This window comes from Kitasatospora sp. NPDC094019 (assembly GCF_044764505.1).
Lineage (GTDB): Bacteria > Actinomycetota > Actinomycetes > Streptomycetales > Streptomycetaceae > Kitasatospora.
In genome coordinates, this window is sequence record NZ_JBIWIF010000012.1 from 157456 (window position 1) to 181549 (window position 24094).

A 24094-nucleotide genomic window follows, 5' to 3' on the forward strand; every position below is an offset into this window, starting at 1 on the left:
GGTTTTTTGTTGTGGTTTGGGGGGGGGCCCCCCCCCCCCCGGCCGCGGGGGGGGGGGGGGGGGGGGGGGCGGGGGGGGGGGGGGGGGGGGGGGGGCCCCCCCCCCCCCGCCGCGAGTCAGCGCACCGGCATCGACATGTAGACCGCGCGCCGCCCGTAGGAAGCGGGCACGGCCACCTCCCGGTGCGAGCGGTAGCCGATGATCCGCAGCAGGATGTCCGCCCCGCGCACCGCGACCATCGAGATCTGCTGGAAGCCCAGTTCCTCCGCCCGGGTCCGGAAGTGCCGCATGAAGCCCAGCGCGACCTCCCGGCCGCGCAGATCCTCGGCGATCACCAGATCGTGCACGTGCAGGTTGTCCGACTCGAACGAGGTGTCCTCGGCCCGGGCCAGGTCCGGGCAGCGCAGCGGCGGGTACGGCAGGCTCAGCAGGTAGCCGCGGACCGCGCCCTCCTGCTCCAGCACGAAGCAGGTCTCCGGCGAGGCGACGGCGCGGGACTGCAGGGCCTCCCGGCCCTCCGACAGGCCGTCGGCCGCGTAGGCGTCGTGCTCCAGCGCGACCACGGCGTCCCAGTCCCCGTCGGCCAGTTTCCGGATCAGGAAGTCCTCGGTCACCCGGCTGCCCCGTCCCGGCCGGGGCGCAGGCCACCGTCCCGGGCGGCGGCCACCATCCCGGCCCAGGACTCCACCAGCACCGCCCAGCGCTCGGCGTCCGCCTGGGCCTCGTCCATGAGCTGCTGCCGCTTTCCGGCGACCACGTCCGCGAGCTCGGCGTACTTGCCGCCCAGCTTGCGGTAGGAGCTGTCCAGGACGTCCAGGCAGTGCTCGTTCCCGGCCCGGTCCCAGTCGACGCTGCCCCGCACCAGGTCGAGGATCGGCTCGACCTTCAGCCGGTGCTGCTCGTCCAGCAGCCCGCGGCCGTGGTCGATCATCCCGCCGTAGACCGGGTACAGGTACAGCATCGAGAGCAGGAACTTGACGAACCGCATCTGGTACGAGATGAAGCCGGCGCCGATGCGGCGCTCGGGCGTGTAGTAGTTGACGATGTGCCGGTTGTGGACGACACCGGGCGACTGCGAGTGGACCAGCGCGTGCAGCAGGGCGTAGTCGCAGCCGATGGTCTCGACCGAGGGCAGCAGTGGCAGAACCTCGTAGGCCCGGTGGTCCAGCGCGATGTTGCACATGTAGACGTTCCAGATGTCGGGCACGCCCAGGACGGACCGGTCGGTGTCGAACGGCTCGGCGCCGACGCCCTTGAAGGAGAGGTCCACCATCGCGTCCCGGTCCTCGTCCGACCAGACCGGCGGGGTCCACAGGCGCACCAGGTCGCGGTAGACGGCCGGGTCCAGTTCGAGGATCTCGCCGATGTCCACGTTGAGTTCGCCGAGGAAGGAGCCGCTGACCAGCATCACCGGGATGTCGCCGTCGGCCGCGTCGAACTCGGAGCTGGTCACGACGGCCGCCGCCTCGCGGGCCGGCCGGCCGATCGAGAGCAGCTCGTGGTGGATCGGGAAGACCTTCTCGCCGTCGACGACCTGGAAGTCGGCGTCGTCGTTGCGCAGGTGCGTCGAGGTGCAGCCCAGGGCGGCCGCGGCGAGGAAGAGCCGGTTGACGCAGGAGCCGTACGCGACGGCCTGCGGAAGCATCATGTCGAGCAGCAGCTCCGGGTCGGCGCCGCCGGACTGCTCGGCCACCCGGCGCAGGAACTCCTCCTGCTCCGCGTTGCCGAGGTGGTGGACGAACACGCCCGGGGTGGGGGCCAGCGCGGCCACCGCGTCCGCGTTCTTCGCGAACGAGGCGTCGTCGGTGGTGTCGAGCACGAGGAGGTGCACCTCGACCCCGAAGGTCGCGACGGCGTAGGCCGCCTCCTCGGCGAGGTCCACGATGGTGCCGGGGCAGGAACGCATGGTGGGCAGGGCGAGGCAGACACGTTGCATGGTGTGGAACTCTCCGTCGGTTCGTCAGCTTCGGTACAGCGGTGGTCGGTTGAGCGCGGAACGGCGTGCGGTTGGCGTACGCCGACGCCACGCCGACGCCACGACGGCGTCCCGGGCGGACCTCCGCGCCGACGTTCTCCGCCGCGCCTGCGGCCTCCCTGCCGGTGGCCTGTCTCCACCAAGGTGGACTAGACCAACTTCAGTGTCAACGGAGTGCTTTCAGCGAGCGGGCGGCGGCTGCCGACACTGCCCGAATGGGCAGCCGCCCCTGCCCCCGGTACAGACCTCGGCGGACCTCTGCGGACCTCTGCGGACCTCTGCGGAACCCGACCGGTGCGGGCTCCGGGAGCCCTTCGCCGGGTGCGACCGTCCCGCCGCGACGACGGCACGCGGGTGCGCCGTGCGGGTACGCCGCTGCCCCCGGCGCCTGGGTGGCGCCGGGGGCAGCGGATGGGGCGGGGTGCCGCGGGGACGGTCAGATACCGGCCACGGCCACGGTGTTCACCTGGGGCAGCGGACCGGCGGCGCCGGGGGACTGGGTGTCCATCCAGCCCGACCAGGCGCCGGCGGCGTAGTCGCCGTTGGCGTTGAGGATCCGGCCGCCCGCGACGCCGAACAGGCGCAGGCTGCTGCCGGTGTAGGTGACCGAGAGCTTGGTCAGCGGCGTGGTCTGGCCGGTGATGGCGGAGATGTCGCCCCAGCCGTTCCAGGTGCCGGCCGCGTAGTCGGCGACGGCCTGCTTGACCTTGCCGTCCACCAGGGCCAGCAGCTGCTGCTTCGAGCCGACGGCCACGGTGGCCAGACCGGTGATCGTGCCGCTCAGCGGGCCGACGGCGGTGGTGATGTCGCCGTAGGCCCAGACACCGCGGTTGTAGTCGGCGTCGGCGACGTGGATCCGGCCGTCGCTCCCGACGCCGTTGATGTGCATCACATTGCCGTTGGCGGACGCGGCGATCCGGGTCAGTGCGCCGTTGGACAGTCCGAGCACGCCGGAGATGTCGCCCCACTGGTGCCAGCGGCCCGCCGCGTAGTCGGCGGTCGCCTCCAGCAGGCGACCGCCGGCGACCACGACCACGTGCATCGTGCTGCCGGTGGCCGCGACCGTCACCTCGGTCACGGACGAGCCCAGGGGACCGGCCAGCCCGGGGACCTGGAGGTCGTACCAGGGGCTCCACGCACCGGTGTAGAGGTTCCGGTCGGCGGTGTGGACGTGCCCGTTGACGACCGTCACCGCGTGCAGCTGGCTGCCCATGTAGAGCAGCGCGAAGCTCTGGTTCGGGTCGGCCGGGCCCCCGACGGCCGGGATCCCGTGGTACTTCTCCCAGACACCGCGGGTGTAGTTGGCGCCGGCGTTGACCGGGCCGTTGGCGGTCTGCGCCAGCAGCTGGACGCGCTCACCGGCGGCGAGGACATCGGGCGGGGAGGGAACGTCGGTCGGGGCGGGCACCAGGTCGACGTCGTCGGCCGAGACGTAGGCGAGCCGGTGGTTGTACCGGATCGGGTAGTAGTGGACGACGCTGCCGGTGACCCAGGTGCGGTCGTTCGCCGCACTGCCGTTCACGGTCGGGGCGTAGTAGAAGTCGCCCGGCACCGGAGTGGTGGAGGCCGGGACGTACCGCTGGCCGGCGGGCAGGGTGTAGTCCAGCGCGACGATGTTGGGGTCCGGCGCGGGGACGCCGGCCGCCGGGAAGGCGCCCCACTCCGGGTAGGAGCGGCCGTAGACCGCGATGCTGTTCAGGCCGGCGCGGGGCGTCAGCACGTACTGGCCGGTGCGGTTGTCGGCGGCGGCGATGGAGCCGTCGTTCCAGAACCAGGCTTTCCGGCCGTTGTACCAGATGGCGGTCCACTGCCCCTGGAGGTCGGCGACCACGTAGCTGCCGCCGGCCACCGCCTTGTCGCTCCAGTCCGAGGCGTTCTGGGTGCCGCTGCCGATCAGCGGGCCGCCGGGGGAGCTGTACAGGTAGACGAAGTTCGCCGGCTGGGACGAGGCGTTGTTGATCACCGGCTGGTAGGCGCTGGAGAACGGCGGGTTGATGGTGATCCGGCCGCCGACCACGTAGCGCTGGTCCGTCGGCACGCGCCCGCCGACCAGGTCCATGTAGTGGTTCCAGTCCCAGAACGTGCCCGGGTCCCAGTGCATCCCGCTCACGGAGCTCTGGATCGGTCCCGGGACCTCGTCGTGGCCGATGATGTGCTCACGGTCCAGCGGGACGCCGAACCGGTCGGCCAGGTAGCGGGTCAGGGTCGCCGAGGACTGGTACAGCTGCTCCGAGTACCAGCTGGCCCCGTTCATCGCGTAGCCCTCGTGCTCGATGCCCACGCTGTGCATGTTGAGGGTCTTGTTGCCGGCGTGCCAGGCGACGTTCTTGTTCGCCACCATCTGGGTGACGAGCCCGTCGCTGGAGCGCAGCAGGTAGTGCGCGCTGGCCAGGGTGGCCGGGTTCTGGAACGTCGCCAGGGAGCCCGCGTAGCCGCCCTCGGTGTCGTGGATGACGATGTAGTCGATCTCCGCGCCGGAGCGGTTGGCGATCGAGTAGTTGCCGAAGTCGTTGACGTCGGCGCTGTTCTGCGCGTAGGCGGCGGGCCGGAAGTCGCAGGTCAGGTTGGACGGGCACTCGATCGGGTCGGCGGCCGTGGCCGAGGGCGCGGCCGGGGCGGCGAGCGAGCCGGCCGGGCCGTCCCCGGCGGCGGGCTGCTGCTCCGGCCGGGCCGTCCCGGGTGCGGTCGCCGTCCCGGGCTCGGCCGCCGGGCCGGGCGCGGCGGCCGTCGGGTCGGCGGCGAGCGTCAGCCGCTGGCCTTCGGTGGTGGTCCGGTTCGCGCCGCTCCTGAGGGTGCCGAACACCCGGTCCGCGAACTCCCGGCCCTCGGTCGTGCCCCGGTCCGTCGAACCGCCGTTGCTGAAGCCGACCACGGCCCCGTACCAGGCGGCCGGGTCCCCGGACTGCGGGGCCTTCGCCCGGCGCTGCTGCTCGGCGAGCAGCGCGGCGCCGCCGCGGATGCTCTGCAGCGTGTTCTCGCGCAGCTCCGCCGCGGGCCGCCCGATCAGCGCGGCCGCGGCCTCCAGGGTGTGCAGCGCGGGTCCGTCGACCGGCGCCGCCGGGGCCGGTACCGCGCGTGCCGCGGCCGCCGGGGTTCCGTCGCCGCGCTGGTCCACCTCGGGCCGGGCGTCGGCCTGGGCCGCCGCGACCGCCGCCAGGTCGACCTGGGTCAGCCCCATGACGTTGTAGTTGCCCGTGGTGCTGGGGCGGCCCTGGTGCGACTCCCAGCGGGTCTGCTGGTAGGAGACCGCGAGCAGGATGCTCGCGGGCACCTTGAATTCCTTGGCCGCCGCGGCGAACTGCGCCTGCAGCCCGGCCTCCGGAGCGGCGGGCGCGGCCGGGGCCGCGGTGGCGTACGTGGCACCGCTGACCGCCGTGCTGAGTGCGGCGGCCACGGTCACCGCGGCCACGGCCGCGCGGAGCGGCGTGTGCGGCCGCGGTATACGGGATCGTTGAGTCAACGGTCTGTCCCGGCCTTCCTTGTTCGAGCGGATCGGATCGATGGCGAACGTACCAGCGGCCACCGACGCCGAAGCGCCCGGGTCGGCCCGCGGGGCCCCGGTGTTCACCCGGTTCCCCCAAGGCCCCGGCACCCGGAGGACGCGCCCCGGTACCGTTCGCCGACCGCGATCATGACGCAGCGTCACCTCCGTCAACCGCCAGCGGCCGGCATCCGCCAAGGGCCGACTGCTTCGGGGAGTGGATCGCGAGATGACAGGTAACCGACAGTGAAGCGCCCGCCCACGGACGGCACGACCGCGACGCCGACCCGGCCGACCCTGCCGGCGCCGAGGACCTTGCCCACGCCGAGGACCTGCACCCCGGTGCTGCGCGTCAGCCGTGACACCCACCGGCGCGCGACCGCCACCACCACCCGCGTCCGACCACCCGACGGGCAGGCGATGTCGGTGCCCCCTCGTACGCTGCCCGCATGGTGGCACCCCGCTTCACTCCCGATCAGGCCGTGGCCGAGCTGGACCGGCACGGATGGACCCCGTTGGAGGAGTACCCCGGCAGCCAGAAGAAGCTCTGGCTGATGCGCTGCCGGGAGGGCGGCCACACCCTTCGCCGCTCTCTCCAGCGCGTCGTCGAGGGGTACGGGTGCAAGCCGTGCATCTTCCCGCTGGCCGATCCCGCCTACCGGGAGAAGATCGTCAGAGCAGCGGGGTTCGTGCCCCTGGTACCCGTGCCGCGTCTCTCCGCCACCCCGTGGCCGTGCCGATGCGAGACGTGCGGCAACGAGATCGAGGTACTCCCCGAGCGGATCCAGAACGGCCACGGCTGCACATGGTGCTCCGGTCGACGGTCCCCGGAGGAGTTGGAGCGCGAGATGGTCCGGCGGGGCTTCCGGCCCACGGTTCCCTGGCCCGGACAGGTGGCCAGGCCGTGGCCGAGCATCTGCCTGAAGTGCCTGAAGGCCGTGATGCCGATCCTGAGCAACCTGCGCCAGCGTCCCGACCAGAGCGGATGCCCCCACTGCTCCAAGGTCGCTCCGATCACACCCGAGCTGGCCGTGCAGCGCATGGAGGAGCGAGGGGCCACGCCCCTGGAGCCCTTCCCCGGCCGCGACGTGCCCTGGCTGATGCGGTGTCACACGTGCGAGCGGCCCTCCAAACGCCGGTACAAGGCCGTGATGCGGAAGAACGGCTGCAGGTTCTGCGACAAGCAGGGATTCGACTGGGCCGGCCCCGCCGGGGTCTACGTGATGAGCAACGCCCACCGGGAGGCCGGGAAGGTGGGCATCGCGTCGTTGCGCCCCAGGCGCAGCCGGCTGTCCGTCATGCGGCCCGACGGATGGCGGCAGTACCGGTCGCTGTCGTGTGCCTCGGGCACCGAGGCGTACGAGATCGAGCAGAAGGTGCTGGACACCCTGCGCGACCTGGGGGTACCGCAGTTCCTCCGGCAGGACGAGCTTCCCCAGAACGGCGCGACCGAGACGTTCGCGCTGGCGGACATGTCGGTGGAGGAAGTCTGGATGCTGGTCCTGCGTACGGCGTCCGAGCCCGGAGTGTAGTCGTGGGGCCGCCGAGTCGATGTGAGTGAGCCCTGGGCCGGTTGTGGGTGGCCGGCCCGGGGCATCGGCCCGGCGGTGGTCAACGGTGGGAACGGTTGTCAGCTGAGGTCGAGGTCGAAGACCGCGGTGACCGGGGCGTGGTCCGACCACCGTTCGGCGTGGGTCTCGGCGCGTTCGACGTATGCCTCGACGGCCTTGGCGGCCAGGTCGGGGGTGGCGACCTGGAGGTCGATCCGCCAGCCCGAGTCGTTGTCGAAGGCGCGGCCGCGGTAGGACCACCAGGAGTAGGGGCCGGTGCGGTCGGGGTGGAGGCGGCGGACGACGTCGACGTAGCCGGCCTCGTCGTAGACGCGGGAGAGCCAGGCGCGCTCCTCGGGGAGGAAGCCGGCGGCCTTCTGGTTGGCCTTCCAGTTCTTGAGGTCCTCGGGACGGTGGGCGATGTTCCAGTCGCCGCAGACCACGACCTCGCGGCCGTCGGCGGCGGCGCGGGTGCGGAGTTTCCGGAGGTGGACGAGGAACTCCGCCATGAAGCGTTCCTTCTCGTCCTGGCGCTCGGTGCCGACTTCTCCGGAGGGGAGGTAGAGACTGGCCACGGTCAGGCCCGGCAGATCGATTTCGACATACCTGCCCGAATTGTCGAATTCCGCCGATTCGAAGCCGATGGTCGTCCGGCTCGGTTCCCGGCGGGACAGGACGGCGACGCCGGCCCGGCCCTTGGTGGCGGCCGGGGCCCATACCGTGTGCCAGCCGTCGAGGTCGCGCAGTTCCACGGGGAGCTGCTCGGGCTCGGAGCGCACCTCCTGGAGGCAGACCACGTCCGCCTCGGTGGCGGCGAGCCACTCGATGAAGCCCTTCTTGGCCGCTGCCCGGATTCCGTTCACATTCACACTCGTCACCACGATCACCCGGGCAGCCTACCGAGTGGTGCTGACAGGGCCGCGACGCGACGCGTCCGCTTGGGGAGTTGGCGTGAACGCACCATGAAACTGTGAGGTGGTCCCGTCGGGGGCCGCCATTGGTCTTGACCATCTCCCGATCCAGCCCCTAGGGTCACTTACTGCAAAGACCTTTAATAAAGAAGGACGGAAAAAGCCCGCTCTCCCACCTGCCGCAACAGCGGGCAGCGGGCCGGAACCGACCTCTTTCGGCCACAGCCGGGCACAGTGGAAGAAAACAGGGTGGAGGACATGGTGGGAACGACAGGGCAGCTCTCGGCGGTTCCGGAGCCGAAGTACTGGCACCTTCGCACGGTGCTGCTCCGCGCCATCGACACGGAGTTCTCCACCGGCCAGATCCTCCCCAACGAGCGCGAGCTCTCCGCCCGCTTCGGTGTCGCCCGGGCCACGCTGCGGCAGGCGCTCGACCAGCTGGAGCTGGAGGGCCGACTGGTCCGCCGGCGCGGCATCGGCACCCTGATCGCCGCCCCCCGGGTCGGCGTCCCCGTGAACCGGCAGGAGGAGGGCTGGCCCGGCGCCGCCCGCAGCATGGCCTGGCGCACGGTGGACTGCACCACCGCGCCGGCCGCCCGCCGCCTGGCCGCGGCCCTCGGCATCGCCGAGAGCGCGCCCGTGCACACCGTGCGCCGGGTCCGCCTCGTCCAGGGGCAGAGCGTGGCCTCCGAGTCGCTGCACGTGCCGGCCGCCGCGCTGCCGCACCTGCCCGGCTTCCGCGCCGAGAGCGACCGCGCCCGCTCGGTGCTGCGCCAGCTGGAGCGGCTGGAGGTCGACGGCGAGTCCCGCTCGGTCGAGCTGGGTGTCGCCGAGGCCGAGGAGGCCGCCCTGCTGGAGCGCCCGCCCGGCTCGCCGGTGCTGGTGATGACCACCCAGTACGCCGCCGCCGGCCGCCTCGTCGCGCTCGCCGTCGCCACCTACCGCGCGGACACCTGCAAGCTCACCTTCGGCTCGACCGGTCTGGTCGAGGTCACCCCCGTCGGCGCCACCCCCGTGGGTGCCGCCGCTTCCTGAACCACTCCCGAAAACCCTCAGGCCCAGGCCCGGACGCCCCACCAGGTGTCCGGGCCTGGGCCGTTCCCGTTCCCGCTCTCGCACGGCTCGGGGCGGGGAGGCGCCACGGGCCGGGTCACGGGTTCCTGAACGAGGGGCAACCGTTCGGGGCCGCGTCTGGGCATGTGCCGCAAGGGTCGATAGGTTACGGACGATTTCTGTGCGACCCGATGTGCTGCACGCATTCGAGTGTCCGTTGATTCAGGGGTGGGGTCCGTGAACACGCACTGGTACCGCACGATCGTCGACAGCCCGGCCGGCCGCCGGGTGGTCCAGTTACTGATCCTCGCGCTGGTCGCGCTCGGTCTCGGCATTCCGCCGGCCGCCTGGGCCGCGCCACCGAAGGACCACTCCGTGGTCTCCGCGCCGCTGCCGCCCGGCAGGGTCGGTGCCGACGCGCGGACCGTCGACCCGCCGCCGACGCAGGAGTCGGCGCCCGACGACAGCCCGCTCGGCCAGGAGCGGGCGAGGATCGCCGCCGAGATCAAGGCCGCCCAACAGCCGTTGCGGCCCGCGCCCGGCCCGGCCCCCGCGCCGGATGCCGCCGCGCACAGCAAGAGCCTCGGTGAGCTCGCGGCCGCGAAGCGGCTGCCGGAGTACCGCATCCCGCAGCCCGAGGTGGACGACACCGGGAAGCGCCGCCGGGCTCCGGCCGGCCCGGCCCCGTTGACGCTGGAGCAACTGGCGGCGCCGAAGCAGGAGGCTGCAACCGGACCGGAGCAGTCGCCGAAGCAGGAGGCCGCCCCGCGGGCGGCAGCCGGCCGGAACTACGGCGCCACCTACCAGGTGGGCCCGATCGTCCTGGCCCCGCGCTACGACGAGGTCGGCTACCTGCAGCTGACGGTCACCAACACCTCGGACTTCACCTGGACCACCACCGGCCAGTCCATCGGCCTGCACCTGTACCGGTCCGACACCACCCTGATCAACTACATCGCCTCGTTCACCAGCCTGCCCGCCGACGTGGCCCCGGGCCAGTCCCTCACCTTCAACGCCGTCGTCCCGTTCCTCGGCGCCGGTGACTATCTGCTGGTGTACGAGATGGTGGACACCGGAAACGGTGCCAACTTCTTCACCTACTACGGCGTTCCCGCCGCCCAGCCCGTCCACCTGCCCGTCCCGCACTACGCGCCGACCGCCCGGGACGGCTGGCCTGCCGTCGGCGCGACGGTCAACACCCGGACCCCGTCGCTCTCCGCCTTCGTCGCCGACGACGGCACTGTTCCGACCTCGGCCGAGTTCCAGCTCTGCACCACCAATGACCCCGCGGCCGGTACCTGCTGGGGCTCCGGGATGGCACCCGTCCGGGCCCACACCGGGTTCGGCGTCCTGGCCGACTGGACACCGCCCGCCGACGCGCTGCGCTGGAACACCACCTACTACTGGCGCATCCGCGTGCAGGACGCCGGCTACACCTCGCCGTTCAGTGAGACGGCCCCGTTCACCGTGGTCGTTCCGGTGCCGAACGACGGCGGTCACCTGGGCCTGGACCCGGCCGCCCTGGACGACACCGGGGTCAACCTCTACGCCGGTAACTACACCCGCCAGGAGGTCGACCTCGACCTGCCGCAACCGAGCATCGGCCTGCAGATCAAGCGGACGTACAACAGCGCCGCTTCCGGCAAGGGCGTGTTCGGCATCGGGTGGTCCACGTTCTGGGACATGCGGCTCACCAGCTCGGCGGACGGCATCTCGACGCTCGCCCTGGAGGACGGCCGGAAGATCAACTACGGTCGGAATCCGGACGGCACCCTCGTCCCGGAGTACGGCGGCAGTGATGTCGGCCAGTGGATCGACCAGACCCATCTGCGGATCGACGGCACGGACTACTACCTGGACCGGGGCCAGGTCACCCGCTCCGAGGGTTTCGGCAACCTCATCAAGGAGTACGACGCCGCCAGCGGGCTCAGCGTGCTGAACCTCGCCTCCTCCGACCGCAGGCTCTACCTGCAGATGTACGGCGGGAAGGTCATCTCGGTCTCGACCGCAGCCCGCTCGCAGGACCCGAACGCGCTCACCTGGGGGTACGAGTACGACGGCGACTACCTGACCAAGGTCTGCGATCCGGTCAGGAACTGCACCACCTACACCTACGAGGCGAGCCGCCCCGACGGTGCCCCGCGGCGACTGGTCAAGGTCCAGCGCGCGCGGGTCGAGAACTCCACCACCATCGCCTACAACGGCAACCTGGTGGAGCACGTCGGCAAGTCCGACAACAGCGCCACCGGCGTCGACAACGGCTGGACGTACGACCGTTGGACCGACACCTCCGGTCCGCGGCCGAACCTGATCGTCCACCGGGTCGACCCGCGCGGCGTGCACACCTACTACCAGTACAGCCCGATGGGCCAGCTGGAGTACCGCTGGTACGGGACGCCGACGCCGCCGCCCGGCCGCACCCGGATGTTCCTGTACGACGTGGTCGGGCATCTCACCGCCGCCGTCGACGAGAACGGCAACGTCCAGCGCTACAGCTGGTATTCGGGCACCAATCAGCTGGGCAGCACCATCCGCTACCGCACCCCCGTCCGACCGGTCGTCACCGAGCGGGCCGAGTACTACAGCAGCTCGTGGGCGGGCGATCCGCGCAACGGCCGGCCGCTGAGCGTCACGGACGCGAACCTGCACACCACGACGATGAGTTACAACTGGGCAGGCAGCGTCACCACCGCCACCGACCCGACCGGCGGGGTCACCCGTACGGCGTGGGCCTGCCAGGACGTGCTCAGTCCACCGGTGGTGAACGACTCCCACCCCGCACACAACGGGGGCTCCGCCTCGACCTGCAACGTGCCCGTCACCGTCACCGATCCCGGCGGCCGGACCACGACCTTCGGCTACGACGGCCACGGTGACCAAACCAAGGTCACCACCCCCGACGGGCAGAGCGCCAACACCTTCCACGACGACCTCGGCCGGGTCGTGAGGCGCAGCACCACCGACGCCGCCCACCCCGAGGGCGTCGCCACGACCTACACCTACGACAAGGCCGGGCGCCTCGCCACCGAGACCGGTACCGCCGTGACGAACCCCGTCACCGGCGTCACCCACCAGGCCCGCACCACCTACACCTACGACAAGGACGGGAACCCGGCGACCCGCACCGTCGCCGACCTCACCCCGGCCGCCCAGGGCGGCGACGGCCCACGTGTCACCACCTACGGCTACGACGCCCAGGACCGGCTCACCACCGTCACCCAGGACGGCGTCACCACCAAGCGCGTGACGTACGACCAGCTCGGCAACGTCACCGACAGCTGGAGCCCCAACGGCGCCCACTACGTCTACGGCTACGACATCAACGGCCGGCTGAACGGCGTCGACCTGCTCGACTTCGTCGACGACCCGACCGCCCGGACCACCCCGCGCCGCGTCCGCCTCCAGGGGTACATGTACGACGCCGCCGGCCGGCTCTCCGCCGCCACCGACGCGATGCAGCACCTGGTCACCTACACCTACACCGCCGACAACCTGGTGCTCACCGAGACGTACTCACTGGTGAACCAGGCGGGCACCGGCAGCCGCGAGATCACCCTCCACACCTACACCTACGACGACGCGGGCAACGTGGTGAAGGACGTGCGCGGTGACGGCAGTGCCGCCCGCACCACCACCTACGCCTACGACGCGGCCAACCGCCACGTCCGCACCGTCGCCGACCCCGGCGGCCTCGACCGCACCACCACCACGACCTACGACCAGGCCGGTCTGGTCACTGCCACCGGCGTCACCGACGGGACCCGCACCGAGGTCCGCGAGAGCACCTGGGACCAGGCCACCGGCCAGCTCGCCGCCACCGTCCAGCGGCCGGACGCCGCCACCGTCCTGACCACCGGCTTCCGGCGGGACGCCCGGGGCAACGTCCTGGCCTCCACCGACCCGCGCGGCATGCCCCGGCCCGGAGTCCCCGGCCAGCCCGACCCGGCGTACACCACCTCCCACACCTACGACCTCTTCGGCCGGCTGTCCACCACGACCACGCCCGCCACGCCCGTCGAGGACGGCACCCCCGGCACCGCCCCGGCGGCGCAGCAGGGCACCACGACCCACGGCTACAACACCTTCGGCGAACTCACCGACCTCAAGGACCCCACCGGCCGGGTCACCCGCTACCTGTACGACCAGCAGGGCCACCGCACCGAGGCCCGGCTGCCCGGCTACACCCCGCCCGGCGCCACCGCCGCCCTGAACCCCGTCGAGAAGTGGACCTACGACGCCGACGGCAACACCACCTCCCACACCGACGCCCTCGGCCGCACCATCACCTACACCTACGACCTGCGCGACCGCGTGGTCCGCACCACCCTCCCGCCCGCCACCACCGGCGCCGCGCCCGGCGTCACCGTGGTGCGCCGCGACGACAACGGCAACGTCCTGTCCGTCCTCGACCCGACCGGAGCCCAGAGCCTCGCCGTCTACGACGGCATGGACCGGCGGATCTCCGCCACCTCCGTGGTCCGCAACGGCACCGCCACCCCGGACATCTACACCACCTCCTACATCCACGACGACTTCGGCGCCGTCCTCATCGAGCACCTCGGCGCGACCACTACCACCTACACCTACGACAAACTCGGCGAGCTGACCGCCAGCACCCCGGCCGGCCGCGGCACCACCCGCTACGCCTACGACCTGGCCGGCCGCCTCGCCACCGTCACCGACCCGCTCGGCCGCACCTCCACCACCGGCTACGACCTGGCCGGCCGGCCCACCACCAAGGCCGTCGCCGACCCCGCCGGCACGGTGCTCGCCCGCACCGGCTACGCCTACGACGCGGCCGGCAACACGGTGGGCGTCACCGACCCCGACGGCCAGGTGTGGCGCACCGCGTACGACGCCCGCAACCAGCCCACCACCATCACCGACCCGCCCGTGCGCCCCGGCGACGCCGCCTCCGCCCCGGTCACCGGCCTCGGTCACGACCTGCTCGGCCGGCTCACCCGGATCACCGACGCCAACGGCAACGCCACCCACCAGCGGTACAACACCCTGGGCCTGGCCGAGGCGCAGTCCCTGCCGGCCGTCCCCGCCGACCAGTCCGCCGCCGACCGGACCACCACCACCGCCTACGACGCGGCCGGACAGGTCACCGGAATCACCGAACCCGGCGGTGTGCGCAGCACGTTCACGTACGACGGCCTCGGCCGGCCGACCACCGAGACCGCCACCGGCGGCGACGGCGACGCCTCCCGCACCTTCGGCTACGACCTCGCCGGCCGGATCACCTCCGCCTCCACCCCCGCCGGCCCCCAGACCTTCAGCTGGGACGACCGCGGCCTGCTCACCGGCAGCCGGGGCCCGCTCGGCACCAGTTCCTTCACCTACGACGCCGCCGCCCGTCCGCTCACCGAGACCGACCCCGGCGGCGCCAGGGTCGGCTACACCTGGAACGGCAACAGCGACCTCGCCACCGTCACCGACAGCCTCTCCGGCCTCACCCGCACCCTCACCCACGACCTCGCGGGCCAGGTCACCACCGAACAGCGCAAGGCCGGGGCGACCGCCGGACCGACCCGGACCCTGGCCTACGACGGCCTCGGCCGGGTCACCACCGACACCGTCACCGACCCCACCGGCCACCTCTCCACCCAGCTCACCTACAGCTGGGACCCGGCCGGCCGGCTGCTCACCAGCGGCTCCACCGGCACCGCCGACCCGCACGGCGAGACCTACGACTACGACCCCGCCGGACGCCTCACCAGGGTCACCGACACCACCAGGGGCACCGGCACCGACTACACCTGGGACGCCGCCGGGAACCGCACGGCGGCCACCGACTGGACCGGCACCGCCGCCCAGCACACCACCACCGGCACCAGCACCGCCGCCTACGACCCGCGCAACCGCCTCACCTCCACCACCGCCGCCGACGGCGCCACCACCGGCTACACCTTCACCCCGCGCGGCACCCTCGCCGGCACGACCACCAAGAACGCCGCCGGCGCCGTCACCGCGTCCAGCACCAACCGCTACGACGCGCTGGGACGGCTCACCGGCGTCGACGGCCGCTCCTACGCCTACGACGCCCTCGACCGCCTCACCGCCGCGACCGCCGGCACCGCCGCGACGGCCTCCTTCACCTACCCCGGCCTCGCCAAGGAGCCCGACTCCGACGGCAGCTGGTCCTACGCCCGGGCGCTGGACGGCACCCCGCTCGCCGCCGCGCCGAGCGGCGGCGGCACCGGCCGCACCGTCCTGACCAACGCCCACCACGACGTCCTCGGCACCACCGACACCGGCAGCGGCGCGCTCGCCGCGGGCCGCTCCTACAGCCCCTTCGGCAAGCCCACCGCCACCACCGGCGCCGCCCCCGGCCTCGGCTTCCAGGGCGGCTGGACCGACCCGGCCACCGGCCGCGTCCACGCCCAGGCCCGCTGGTACGACCCCGGTACCGGCACCTTCACCTCCGGCGACGACCGCGTCCCCGGCCTCGGCTCCGCCGCCGCCACCAACCGCTACGCCTACGGCAACGCCGACCCGCTCGGCAACTGGGACCCGAGCGGCCACTTCAGCATCGGCGGCCTCGTCCACGGTGCGATCAAGCTGGGCGGGGGAGCACTCTCGATCATGGGCGAGGCCGCCGCGGCGGTCGGCAGTGAGGCCGTCGCCGCCGGGGCCGCCGCCGTGGAGGCCGGCGCGACGGTGGCCGCCTGCGCCGTCGGGTGTGTCACGGCGATCGTGGTCGGGACGGTCATCGCCGCGGTGGTGGCCGGTGTCATCGTCTACAAGGTCCTCAACGCCGACGGCTCCACGAGCCGCACCTCCAACCCGCGGCCGCGGCCCACCCCGCAGCCGGTGCCCGAACCGACGGTCGACGTGCCGCCGCCGCCCCCCAACCCGGGCACGCGCGGCAACCCCCGCCCCAAGACCGTCGGCTTCGCCTCGGTGCGGCACGTCCCGCGCCCGCAGAGCACCCCGCCCTACGAGGAGCCGGTGTCCGACCCGGACCCGGAGCCCGTGCCCGAGCCGGTGGTCTTCACCGGACTCAGCTGGACCACCACCGAGGACGTCCGTACCGAGACCAGCCACTGGTGGGACGAGAGCTACCTCTACAACCGCACCGACACCTGGATCACCGACACCACCTTCATCACCTCCCACTACTCCGACGGCAGTTGGTACGAGAGCGGCCCGCAGGTCAGCGTCCGGCACCTCTGGGAGACGCTCCGCAAGGCACTGATCGACTTCTCCAACCCGATCCAGCTGCCGATCCCCACCGACACCAGCAGCCCCGACCCGCACATCGACAACCCCGCGAACCCGGACGCCGGCTGCGGCACCGGCGGCCCCGCCGACACCTGCGCCGCCGCCGCAGCCGCCGGACCACTCCCCAACGGCGCCCTCGACCCCGTCCCGACCCCGGCCGACGCCGGCCGGGGCGGCAAGGGTGGGGATGCCGGCCCTGATGCGCCCAACTGCACACCGGGACCGCAGGGAGGCTCGGCCACCGGAGACCTGGAGTGGGTCGATCCCGACAGCATCAACTTCTCGCAACGGACGATCAGCCCGAACAACTACGTCAAGGCGATGCGCAACGGCACATGGGACTGGACCAGGCCGGGCACCGCGCTCCATGTGATCGAGGTCGACGGTCAGCTCGTGACCTACGACAACCGACGGCTCGATGCCGCGCGGGAAGTGGGCAAGCCGGTGGCGATCGAGCGGGTCGATCCCTGCGCCGACTCGATCAAGAAGGGCCTCAGCTGGGAAGAGGCGTTCGAGGCTCGGATGAACGACCCGCGTAACATCGAACAAGGCGGACGGGTTCCCAGGGACGGCCTGCACGATCGCCCAGCCCCGATCAACGGACAGAGGTAGCGATGAGTTCGACGTGGGCCAATTCCCTGTGGGAGTCCGGTCGAGTGCCCGCCCACAGAGGGCTCTTCCGGGCTGACGGCACCGGCCTAGAGGCGGACTGCGACGATGCGGAGCTGACCGGCTTCGCTCTCGGGGGGCCGCTCGACCTGGACGCCCTGATGGCGGACGATCCGGAATGGGTCACTTCGGCCGATGTCTTCGCCGAAGCGGCGCTCCCCGACGGCTCGGGGAGGCTGGTCAGCGGTGGTGGCTCGCACGGGTCGGACGGCTTCTTCGCGAGAATCGACACCGAAGGCAGGCTGGTGTGGGTGGTGCACCTCTTCTGCAACGAGCTCGTCGCCATCGCTGTGGACTGGCCGCTGGCGACCCTCACCAACAACTGCGACAACACCTTGACCATCGACCTCACCGACCCGGACTTCGGCCCGGCCTGACGGTGGTGGTGGGGACGGGGGGAGCCCCGTCCCCACCGGGGCCGCTCAGGCGCGGGCCGAACCCGCCTCGCCCGTCGGGGGGTTGACGGCGAAGAGCTGCTCCTCGACCTGGTCCAGGGCGACCCGCAGGGCCCCCATCGCGACCACCTCGGAGCCGAGGGCGGCCAGCGCCACCTCGGGGGCGCGGAGGGTGAAGCGGGCGAGGCGCTCGCGCAGCGGGTCGAGGACGCCGTCCAGGCCCGCGGCCCAGCCGCCGACGACCACCAACTGCGGGTCGATGGCCAGGACGAGGGCGGCGACGCTCTGGACCAGGCGGGTCAGGAAGCGGTCGGTGGCGACCTGCGCGACCTCGTCGCCCTCGCGGGCGAGCTTCAGCACCCGGGCCACCGCTGCCTCGTCCAGCGGGTTGAGGGGTTTCCCGGTGGTGGAGAGCAGGCGCTCGGGCGTGACCTCCTGGCCGAGCAGGTGGAGGGCGCCGATCTCGCCGGCCGCGCCGCCGAAGCCGCGGTGGAGGCGGCCGTTGATGAGCGAGCCGGCGCCGGGGCTGAGGCCGGCCATCACGAACACCACGTCGTCGGCGCCGACCGCAGCGCCCTGCCAGTGCTCGGCGATCGCGGCGAGGTTGGCGTCGTTCTCGATCATCACCGGGCAGCGGAACGAGCGCCGCAGCCGGGCGCCCAGGTCCAGACCGGTCCAGCCGGCCATCGCGGTGCCCAGCTGGACCGTGCCGTCCCGGTCGACGATGCCCGGCGTGCCGACGCCGACCGCCCACAGGTTGTCCCGGGAGACGCCCGCCTTGCGCAGCACCTCGGCGACCACCGACCGCACGGTGGTGAGCCGTTCCTCCGCGTCCAGGTTCTCCTCGACGGGTCTGAAGTGGCTGCCCACCACCACGCCGGCCAGGTCGGCCAGGATGATCCGGATGTCGTGGACGCCGATCTCGATGCCGAGGATGTGTCCGGCCTCGGCCCGGAAGCGGAACCAGCGGGCCGGTCGGCCGCGTCGCCCGGCCCCGGGCTGGCCGCCCGGTTGCGGGGGCTGCTCGACCTCGGCGACGAGCCCGGTCTCCACCAGCCCCTCGATCACGCCCTCGACCGTGGGACGGGAGAGCCCGGTGTCGCCGACCAGCTGGGTCAGGGTCACCGCATGGCCCTCGCGCAGTGCCCGGAGGGTCACCGCCGCGTTGATCCGCCGCAGTAGTGAGGAGTCGCCACCGGTGAGTCGATCCGCCAAGACCCTGCCCTTCGCCGTTCCGCGCGACTGCCCTGGCGCGCGTGCCGTGGACGCGGGCGTCGCCGACCGGGGCCACCGGGCTGTGGTGCCGGAGGCCGCCTCCCGGGGCGCCCGCGGGTGTCCGCCGCCCGACGGACCGGCACGGCGGCGCTGCGGCGCCTGCGCCGGGCCGGACGGCCTGTGCCGGATGCTACCGGGGCCCGGGCCCGACCGGCGAGCATCTTCCCAGCTCATCCAGGCTTCGGTATCGAAATGGTACGCGTTGGGTGGCGGTGCGTGATCCGGGCTTCACCCGGCCGTCGCGGAGGCGGTCCGGCGGTTGGCCGGAGGCCGCCCCGGCGGGGAGCGGCGGTCGGCCGGGCGGGTGGCCAACGTCGGTCGGGGCGGGAAGCCAAGGTCGGCCGGGCGGGGAGTCGGGGCCGCCCCCGGCGGGGAGCGGCCCCGGCCTCAGCGCAGGCCGCCGGTCGCCCCGAGGTTCTGCCCGGACACCCAGCGCGCGTCCGGACCGACCAGGAACGCGACCACGTCCGCGACGTCGGCCGGCTGCCCGAGCCGCCCCAGCGGGGTCAGCCCGGCCACCGTCTCCAACGCGTGCGGGGGGTTGACGGAGCGCAGCATCCCGGTCTCGGTCGGCCCGGGGGAGACGGTGTTGACGGTGATGCCGCGCGGCCCCAGTTCCACCGCGGCGGCCTCGGTCAGCTGCTCCAGCGCTCCCTTGCCGGCCAGGTAGGCGGCGAGCCCCGGCATCGGGCGGCGGGTGTTGAGGGAGGAGATGTTGACGATCCGGCCGCCGTCGCGCATCCGCCGCGCCGCGTACCGGAGGGTCAGGAACACCGCGCGGGCGTTGACGGCCAAGGTGGCGTCGAAGTCCGCCGGGTCGGTCTCGGCGAGCGGGGCCCGGGTGATGGCGCGGGCCGCGTTGTTGACGAGGATGTCGAGCCCGCCGAGCTCCTCCTCGGCCGCCGCCATCAGCTGCTCCGGCCCCTCCGGCGTGCCGAGGTCGGCCCGGACCGCGAACACCCGCCCGGTCCCGGACCCGGCTCCGGCGGCGCCGTTCGCGGCCACCGCCCGGACCACCTCCGCCGCCGCCGCGTCGTCGTGCGCGTACCCGAACACCACGTCCGCGCCGTCCGCGGCGAGCCGCTCCACCACGGCCCGCCCGATCCCTCGCGAGCCGCCCGTGACGACCGCCGCGCGCCCCGCCAGCACCTTGTCCGACACCGTGAACCCCCGCTCCCGGCCGGCCGCACACCGGCTCCGGGGAGAACCTACCCGTCCGGAGCGCCGTTCCGGGGGCGGGATCCGGCCGAGTGGAGCCGGGGTCAACGCGGCTGCGGGGCAAGCCGGTTCACGGTCGGGCCGCGATCGGTCCACGAGTGCGCGGAGCACCTGCTCAGGGCCCGTATGCTGCTCCGCATGCTGAGCGACACACACCCGGCGGGTCCGGGGGCGGCCATGTTGTCGGACGAGGACTTCGTACGCGCGCAGACCGGGCTCGCCCCGGTGCCGTTCGTGCCGGAGGTGCGCCTGCACATGGCCGAGGACGCCATCGCCCTGTGGGAGACCACCGAGGCGGCCCGGGGCGAGCGCGGCCTGCCGCCGCCGTTCTGGGCGTTCGCCTGGGCGGGCGGCGTCGGGGTGGCCCGGTACGTGCTGGACCATCCGGAACTGGTGGCCGGGCGGTCGGTGCTGGACCTCGCGGCCGGCTCCGGCCTGGTGGGCGTCGCGGCGGCGCTGCGCGGTGCCCGGTCGGTGCGGGCGGCCGAGATCGACGCCTACGCGGTGGCGGCGATCGGCGTCAACGCGGCGGCGAACGGCGTCCGGGTGGACGCGGCGGTCGAGGACCTGCTGGACGGCGACGGCGGACCGGCCGAGGTGGTGCTCGCCGGGGACGTCTTCTACGAGCGGGCGATGGCCGCGCGTTTCCTGCCGTTCCTGCTCCGCGCCCGGGCGCGCGGCGCGGTGGTGATCGTCGGCGACCCCGGCCGGGCCTACCTTCCGCGCGAACGGTTCACCGCGTTGGCGGCGTACGAGGTGCCGGTGGTGGCGGACCTGGAGGACGCGGCGCTGAAGACCACGACGGTGTGGGAGCTGGCGGGCGGCTGACCCGTGGCCCGGCAGCTGGCACCCGTCGTCCGCCGCTCGGCGCCCGCACCCGTCGCGTCCCGTCCGCAGCAGGCCCCGTCCGGCTGTCGGAATTCGCGGCCGCCGACGGTCGGTCCTGGTAGACAGTCGCCCATGATCGACTTCATTCTGCGCACCGCCGGACCCGAGGAGGTCCCGGCCGTGCTCGCGCTGTGGGCCCGCGCTGCCAAGGGCACCAGCATCACCGACGACGCCGACGGGGTCGCGGCCCTGCTCGCCCGTGACCCGGACTGCCTGCTGGTGGCCGTCCGGGCGGACGAGCCGGCGGTGCTGCTCGGCACCGTCATCGCCGGGTGGGACGGCTGGCGCTGCCACCTCTACCGGCTCGCCGTCGATCCGGAGCACCGGCGGCGCGGCATCGGCGCGGCCCTGCTGGCGGCTGCCGAGGAGCGCTTCGCGGCCCTGGGCGGACGGCGGGCGGACGCCATGGTGCTGGACGGGAACGCCCTCGGCCACCGGACCTGGCGGGGGGCCGGGTACGGGCCGCAGTCGCAGTGGACGCGCTGGGTCAAGCCGTTGGCGTCCGACTGACCAGTGCATCCGCCCGCCTGGTCGATCGACCCGTCCGACTGGCCCGCCCGACTGGCCCGTCCGACTGGCCCGTCCGACTGGCCCGTCCGGGTGGGCGACGGTCCGGTCGGCGGGGAGTCGGCGGTGTCGGGGGGCCGGGGAAGGGCCGGGGCGGGAGGCTGGTCGCTCCGGAGCGGGCAGGTGGTCGGGAGGGCGCGGTGGGCGGTGTCGGCGGAGGACCCGGGGCGGCGGGGAACGGGACCGGTGGGAGTGGGGCGGGCGGGAGCGGGGCGGGCGGGGGCACGGATCCGGGGGTGCTCGGTACCGCGCTCGGCGTGGTCCTGGCCTTCTCGCTCGCCGAGGGGTCCTGGCAGTGGTTCTCCACCTATCTGGGGCTGACGCTGCTCGCGGTCGTCCTCGCCTTCGGCCGCGTCCCAACGCGTACGTCGGCCCGCATGTCAGCCCGTACGGCGACCCGCGCGTCGGTGTACGGCTGGAGCCTGGCGGCGTACGCGCTGGTGGTCGGCCTGTGCGTGGCGCTCGCGCTGGCCCCGGCGTTGCAGCGCTGGGACTGGCTGTTCCCGATGCCGGGTACCCGGGACAGCTGCGCGCAGGCGGGCCGGTACGAGAGCCTGCACGCGCGGGCCGCACTGGGTGACCTCGCCGGAGCGGACCCCGGCGCGCTGGCCTACACGGAGGAGCAGCAGAGCCGGGCGGCGGTCGACGACTGCCTGTCGGCGACGACGACCCGGTGGCTCCCGGTGTACGCGCTGGGTACGGCGCTGGTGGTGGCCGGGGCGGTGTGGGTGTCCGGCCGGCGCCGGGGTGACCTCGGCGCCTGACCGGCCCGGAGGGTCGGCCCGCCTGACCGGCCCCGATGATCTGCCCCTGAGGGTCGGCCCCCGATGGTCAGGGCTGTTCGAGGCGGCGGGTGATCCGGCCCAGCAGGTCCCGCAGGGGTTCGCCGACGTCCCGGCCGAACTCGGTGAGTCCGTAGGTGACCTGGGGCGGCGTCGTCGGCTCGACCACCCGCCACACCAGGCCGTCCTGGACCAGGGCCCGCAGGGTCTGCGCGAGCATCTTCTCGCTGATGCCCCGGATGCTGTCGCGCAGTTCGAAGAACCGCAGGTCGTTGTTCTCCAGGGCGATCAGCACCCAGACGCCCCACCGGCTGGTCACGTGGTCGACCGTGTCGCGCGCCGCGCAGTCGGTGTGAAACACCTCATAGCGCTTGCCGACGGCACCCCGGTCCAGCTGCAAACCTTCCGTCATGTCCGGAGCTTACCCCGGGGTATGTCCTTACGAACGGTAAGCCAGCAGCTCTAGCGTCGGCAGCCTCACCGGACAACGAGCGAGGAGCTGACCATGATCGTGGTGACCGGGGCCACCGGAAACATCGGCAGGCCGCTGACGCGGGCGCTGGCGGACGCGGGCGAGCGGGTGACGGCGGTGTCGCGGCGGGCGGCACCCGTGCCGGACGGCGTCCGCCACCTGGCGGCCGACCTGGCCGAACCCGATTCACTGGACCCCGTGCTGACGGAGGCGAAGGCCCTGTTCCTGCTGCTCTCGGGCGATCTGCACGGACCGGGGACGGCCCCCGCCGACCTGGTCCGCCGGGCGGTGTCGGCCGGGGTCCGCCGGATCGTCCTGCTCTCCACCCAGGGCGTGGTGACCAGGCCCTTCGGCCCGACCCGGATCGCGACCCGGGCGCTGGAGGAGGTGGTCCGGGAGTCCGCCCCGGAGTGGGCGATCCTGCGGCCGGGCGGTTTCGCGTCCAACGCCCTGTGGTGGGCCGAGTCCGTCCGGACGCGGCGGCTCGTCGCGGCGCCGTTCGGTGATGTCGCGACGCCGATCCTCGACCCGGCGGACATCGCCGAGGTCGCGGCGGCCTGCCTGCTGGAGGACCGGCACCTCGGTGGCGCGTACGAGTTGACCGGTCCGGAGCCGATCAGCCCGCGCGGGCAGACGGCGGCGCTCGCCGAGGCGCTCGGCGTGCCGCTGCGCTTCCACGAGCTGTCCCGCGCGGAGGCCGGGGCCGCGATGGCCCGGAGCATGCCGGTGGAGCTCGCCGAGGACACCCTCGACATCCTCGGCGCCCCGAGCGCCGCCGAACTGCGGGTCGCGCCGGGCGTCCGGGAGGTGCTGGGCCGCGACGCGAGGCCGTTCGCCGACTGGGCCGCGCGGCACGTCGACGCGTTCCGCTGACCGGGCGCGCGGCACATCGGGGCGCACAGGACGTCGGAGCGCACAGGACGTCGGCCCGTCCGACGTCCTGTGCGGCCCCGGACCCGGCCCCGGCCTCTCGCCGGGCCCCTCGCCCGGAAAGGCGGTTGACCCGTCCGGGACGATGGGGACGTGATCAGCAGGGAACGCGCGATCGAACTCGTCGAGTCCTACCTGGCGGGGACGACGTGGCCGGGCGGCGGCCCGATGCCGGAGGTGGCCGTCCACGCGGTGGAGGAGTACAGCGTCGGCTGGCTGGCCTTCTGGGACACCGCGGCCTTCGTCCGGACCTGGGACGCGCGGTCGAGTTCCGGTGGCGGCGGCAGCCATGTGCTGGTCGACCGGGAGGACGGGAGCCTGCACTTCGTCCCCAACGCCAGGGAGAACGACGAGGGCTGGGAGGACCACTACCTCCTCCAGGCCAAGGGCGTCCGCCGCCCCGACCCGCTCGCCGCCGAGGTCCGCGCCCTCGCCCGGTCCGGCGGGGCCGTCGCCGCGATGGGGCACCTGCGCCGGCGGGCCCCCGCACTGAGCCTCCAGCAGGCGAGGTCCTACCTCACCGCCGTGCGCGAGGGCGCCGAACCGCCGGAGGAGCTCGCGGGCCTCACCCGCGAGGAGCCGAAGTGGCCACTGTGGCCCGTCGAGACGCTCGCCGGGCCGGTCGCGCGGTAATCGAGCCGGTCGAGCGGCAGCCGGGCCGGCCGGGCGGTAGCTCCCGGCACCGAATTGGCTGGCCACCG

Annotated in this window: 16 protein-coding genes; 9 read left to right on the plus strand and 7 right to left on the minus strand. The window is 73.3% G+C overall.

The window, feature by feature from the left end:
- Positions 1 to 116: 116 nt before the first annotated feature.
- The 3 genes from ACIQ9P_RS26045 to ACIQ9P_RS26055 form a co-directional block, all read right to left on the minus strand.
- Entirely contained in the window at positions 117 to 614 is a 498-nt protein-coding gene (locus tag ACIQ9P_RS26045; protein WP_402360725.1) for a GNAT family N-acetyltransferase, read from the minus strand.
- Positions 611 to 1936 (minus strand): DUF6271 family protein, encoded by a 1326-nt coding sequence (locus ACIQ9P_RS26050; RefSeq protein ID WP_402360728.1) that lies wholly within the window; start codon positions 1934 to 1936, stop codon positions 611 to 613. The genes ACIQ9P_RS26045 and ACIQ9P_RS26050 overlap by 4 nt, the downstream gene beginning before the upstream one ends.
- A 475-nt stretch (positions 1937 to 2411) precedes the next feature.
- Positions 2412 to 5384 carry an N-acetylmuramoyl-L-alanine amidase gene (locus ACIQ9P_RS26055; RefSeq protein ID WP_402360731.1) on the minus strand — a complete coding sequence of 991 codons (2973 nt, stop codon included), beginning with the start codon at positions 5382 to 5384 and terminating at the stop codon, positions 2412 to 2414.
- A gap of 521 nt (positions 5385 to 5905) precedes the next feature.
- Here ACIQ9P_RS26055 and ACIQ9P_RS26060 point away from each other — a divergent pair.
- Positions 5906 to 6988, plus strand: coding sequence for a hypothetical protein (locus ACIQ9P_RS26060; RefSeq protein ID WP_402360734.1), 1083 nt, complete (start codon positions 5906 to 5908; stop codon positions 6986 to 6988).
- A gap of 98 nt (positions 6989 to 7086) precedes the next feature.
- Here ACIQ9P_RS26060 and ACIQ9P_RS26065 read toward each other — a convergent pair whose 3' ends face one another.
- The gene (locus tag ACIQ9P_RS26065; RefSeq protein WP_402360737.1) at positions 7087 to 7893 is read right to left on the minus strand and encodes an exodeoxyribonuclease III; all 807 of its coding nucleotides are present in this window, start codon (positions 7891 to 7893) and stop codon (positions 7087 to 7089) included.
- Positions 7894 to 8178: 285 nt separating this feature from the next.
- Here ACIQ9P_RS26065 and ACIQ9P_RS26070 point away from each other — a divergent pair, with 285 nt between their 5' ends.
- The 3 genes from ACIQ9P_RS26070 to ACIQ9P_RS26080 all read left to right on the plus strand — a co-directional run bounded on the left by ACIQ9P_RS26070 (position 8179) and on the right by ACIQ9P_RS26080 (position 17243).
- A complete protein-coding gene (locus ACIQ9P_RS26070) occupies positions 8179 to 8952 on the plus strand; it encodes a GntR family transcriptional regulator (RefSeq protein ID WP_402360938.1) in 774 nt (257 codons plus the stop codon).
- 255 nt (positions 8953 to 9207) lie between these two features.
- The gene (locus ACIQ9P_RS26075) at positions 9208 to 16809 is read left to right on the plus strand and encodes a DUF6531 domain-containing protein (protein WP_402360740.1); all 7602 of its coding nucleotides are present in this window, start codon (positions 9208 to 9210) and stop codon (positions 16807 to 16809) included.
- A 44-nt stretch (positions 16810 to 16853) separates the two neighbouring features.
- Positions 16854 to 17243 carry a hypothetical protein gene (locus ACIQ9P_RS26080; protein ID WP_402360743.1) on the plus strand — a complete coding sequence of 130 codons (390 nt, stop codon included), beginning with the start codon at positions 16854 to 16856 and terminating at the stop codon, positions 17241 to 17243.
- 45 nt (positions 17244 to 17288) lie between these two features.
- On the opposite strand, the gene ACIQ9P_RS26085 is transcribed toward ACIQ9P_RS26080, so the two are convergent.
- Together ACIQ9P_RS26085 and ACIQ9P_RS26090 are read right to left on the minus strand one after the other, a co-directional pair.
- Entirely contained in the window at positions 17289 to 18476 is a 1188-nt protein-coding gene (locus ACIQ9P_RS26085; protein ID WP_402360746.1) for an ROK family protein, read from the minus strand.
- A gap of 447 nt (positions 18477 to 18923) precedes the next feature.
- The gene (locus ACIQ9P_RS26090; RefSeq protein WP_402360749.1) at positions 18924 to 19697 is read right to left on the minus strand and encodes an SDR family oxidoreductase; all 774 of its coding nucleotides are present in this window, start codon (positions 19695 to 19697) and stop codon (positions 18924 to 18926) included.
- 195 nt (positions 19698 to 19892) lie between these two features.
- On the opposite strand from ACIQ9P_RS26090, the gene ACIQ9P_RS26095 reads away from it, so the two are divergent.
- The 3 genes from ACIQ9P_RS26095 (at position 19893) to ACIQ9P_RS26105 (ending at position 21973) form a co-directional block, all read left to right on the plus strand.
- Positions 19893 to 20582, plus strand: coding sequence for a class I SAM-dependent methyltransferase (locus tag ACIQ9P_RS26095; RefSeq protein WP_402360752.1), 690 nt, complete (start codon positions 19893 to 19895; stop codon positions 20580 to 20582).
- A gap of 132 nt (positions 20583 to 20714) precedes the next feature.
- A complete protein-coding gene (locus tag ACIQ9P_RS26100; RefSeq protein WP_402360755.1) occupies positions 20715 to 21152 on the plus strand; it encodes a GNAT family N-acetyltransferase in 438 nt (145 codons plus the stop codon).
- A 293-nt stretch (positions 21153 to 21445) separates the two neighbouring features.
- A complete protein-coding gene (locus ACIQ9P_RS26105; RefSeq protein WP_402360758.1) occupies positions 21446 to 21973 on the plus strand; it encodes a hypothetical protein in 528 nt (175 codons plus the stop codon).
- Positions 21974 to 22040: 67 nt separating this feature from the next.
- Here the strand turns inward: ACIQ9P_RS26105 and ACIQ9P_RS26110 are convergent, their stop codons facing one another.
- Positions 22041 to 22403 carry a winged helix-turn-helix transcriptional regulator gene (locus ACIQ9P_RS26110; RefSeq protein ID WP_402360761.1) on the minus strand — a complete coding sequence of 121 codons (363 nt, stop codon included), beginning with the start codon at positions 22401 to 22403 and terminating at the stop codon, positions 22041 to 22043.
- A gap of 93 nt (positions 22404 to 22496) precedes the next feature.
- Here ACIQ9P_RS26110 and ACIQ9P_RS26115 point away from each other — a divergent pair, with 93 nt between their 5' ends.
- A complete protein-coding gene (locus tag ACIQ9P_RS26115) occupies positions 22497 to 23336 on the plus strand; it encodes an SDR family oxidoreductase (RefSeq protein WP_402360764.1) in 840 nt (279 codons plus the stop codon).
- Between the two features lie 150 nt (positions 23337 to 23486).
- Positions 23487 to 24026 carry a YrhB domain-containing protein gene (locus tag ACIQ9P_RS26120; RefSeq protein WP_402360767.1) on the plus strand — a complete coding sequence of 180 codons (540 nt, stop codon included), beginning with the start codon at positions 23487 to 23489 and terminating at the stop codon, positions 24024 to 24026.
- Positions 24027 to 24094: the final 68 nt, after the last annotated feature.